Here is a 1,983-nt window from a genome sequence, read left to right on the forward strand (position 1 = left end):
GCGGTGCGGAGGAGGAAACCCCGAGTGTCACGCGCAGGGACCGCTATGCAGGGCATGAAATCTGGAGTCTTGTGGGCAGCCCCTATTTGCCCGGCCGCGCGCTGCATCTTTCCGTGGACTTGCCGCTGATTGGAATGACAGGCGAAATCCTGGTGGATGTAGCGCCGGCCCGGCGGATCGCGGCCTTGCAAGCGGCGGCGTTGGCGGCGGTGTGCCTGGCTCTGGGCGCCATGCTGTTCATCGTGATGGAGCGCCGCCGCACCCTGGCCGAGGCCAATGCAGTGCTGGAAAGCCGGGTTGAGCAGCGCACCCGGGATCTGTCGGCGGCCAACACCCGGCTGCGCCGCGAGGTGCGCGAACGCGAGGAAGCCGAAGCCGCCCTGAAACGCGCGCAGGAGGATCTGGTGCAGGCGGGCAAGCTGTCCGCTTTGGGGCAGATGTCGGCGGGCATCAGTCATGAATTGAACCAGCCCTTGATGGCGATCCAGCAATATGCAGAAAACGGTACGGCCTTTCTGGAGCGCGGCAAGGCGGAGCGGACCGGCGAGAATCTGGGCCGGATTGCCGACATGGCGGCGCGGATGGCGCGGATCATCAAGAACCTGCGCGCCTTTGCCCGCAATGAAAGCGAGCCGATGGGGCGGGTGGATCTGTTTCAGGTGATCAACGCTGCAGTGGAACTGACCGCGCCGCGCCTGAAGGCGGACCATGTCGATCTGCGCTGGGACGAGGCGGCCCATACAGCACTGGTGCTGGCCTGGGGCGGCGAGGTGCGGCTGACGCAGGTGTTTGTGAACCTGATCAACAACGCGGCGGATGCGATGCAGGGGCAGGTGGAGCAGGTGATCTCGATCTCTGTCGAAACTGGCCCGCGGCTGCAGGTGCGGGTGCAGGACAGCGGCCCCGGCATCAAGGAGCCGGAGAAGATGTTCGACCCGTTTTACTCCACCAAGGCGGTGGGCAGTTCCGAAGGCATGGGGTTGGGGCTGTCGATTTCTTACGGGTTGGTGCAAAGCTTTGGCGGCAATATCCGCGGTGCCAATACCGGCGGCGGTGCGGTGTTCACGGTGGAACTGGAGCCGTGGCGCGAAGGGGCTGAGAAAGGAGATGCCGCATGACCCGCAAGGTGCTGCTGGTGGATGACGATGCGGCGGTGCGCGAGGCACTGGCCCAGACGCTGGAGCTGAATGATCTGGATGTGGTGGCCTGCGGGTCGTTTGTGGCGGCGAAGGACCACATCACACTGGCGTTCGACGGCATTGTCGTATCGGATATCCGGATGCCGGGGCGGGACGGGTTTCATCTGCTGGACTATGCCCGCGGTGCTGACGAGGAGCTGCCGGTGGTGCTGCTGACCGGCGAGGGCGATATTCCGATGGCGGTCAAGGCAATGTCGCAGGGGGCATTTGATTTCCTGGAGAAACCCTGTGCGGCGGCGGATTTCCTGCCGGTGCTGGAGCGGGCGTTGAAAACTCGCGCACTGGTGCTGGAAAACCGGCGGCTGAAGCATCAGCTGGAGACCGGCGACCCGGCTGCGCGGTTGTTGTTCGGAACCTCGCCGCAGGCCAAGGAAATGCGCCAGCGGGTACGGGCGGTGGCGCCGACGGGGGCCGAGGTGCTGGTCACAGGCGCGCCGGGCAGCGGTATTTCCAAGGTGGCGGAGGTCATTCACCTGATGTCGCCTGCGGGGCAGGGGCCGTTTGTGAAACGCCCCGCCGCCGGGCTGGCAGCCGAGGCAGTGGCGGAGCTGTGCCAGGAGGCCGCGGGCGGGTCGCTGTTTTTGGATGAAGTGCAGGCGCTGCCGGAAGCGGCGCAATATGCGCTGCTGGCGCAGTTGGAGCAGGGCAGCGGAGTTCGGATCATAGCCGGTTCCAGCGCCGATCTGGCGGGCAAGGCGGAGGCTGGCAGTTTCAGTGCCGACCTGTTCTACCGTCTGGATGTGATGCGGGTGCGGATCCCCTCGCTGGCCGAACGCCCCGGTGA

General features: G+C 65.7%; 2 protein-coding genes. Both read left to right on the forward strand.

Annotated features, from left to right (window positions below; genetic code table 11):
- The coding region (locus tag A2I95_RS33985; protein ID WP_291736899.1) for an ATP-binding protein at nt 1-1,118 on the forward strand (1,118 nt) is incomplete at its 5' end.
- The coding region (locus A2I95_RS33990; protein ID WP_291736900.1) for a response regulator at nt 1,115-1,983 on the forward strand (869 nt) is incomplete at its 3' end. The genes A2I95_RS33985 and A2I95_RS33990, both read left to right, overlap by 4 nt.

This window comes from Leisingera sp. F5, assembly GCF_001593695.1.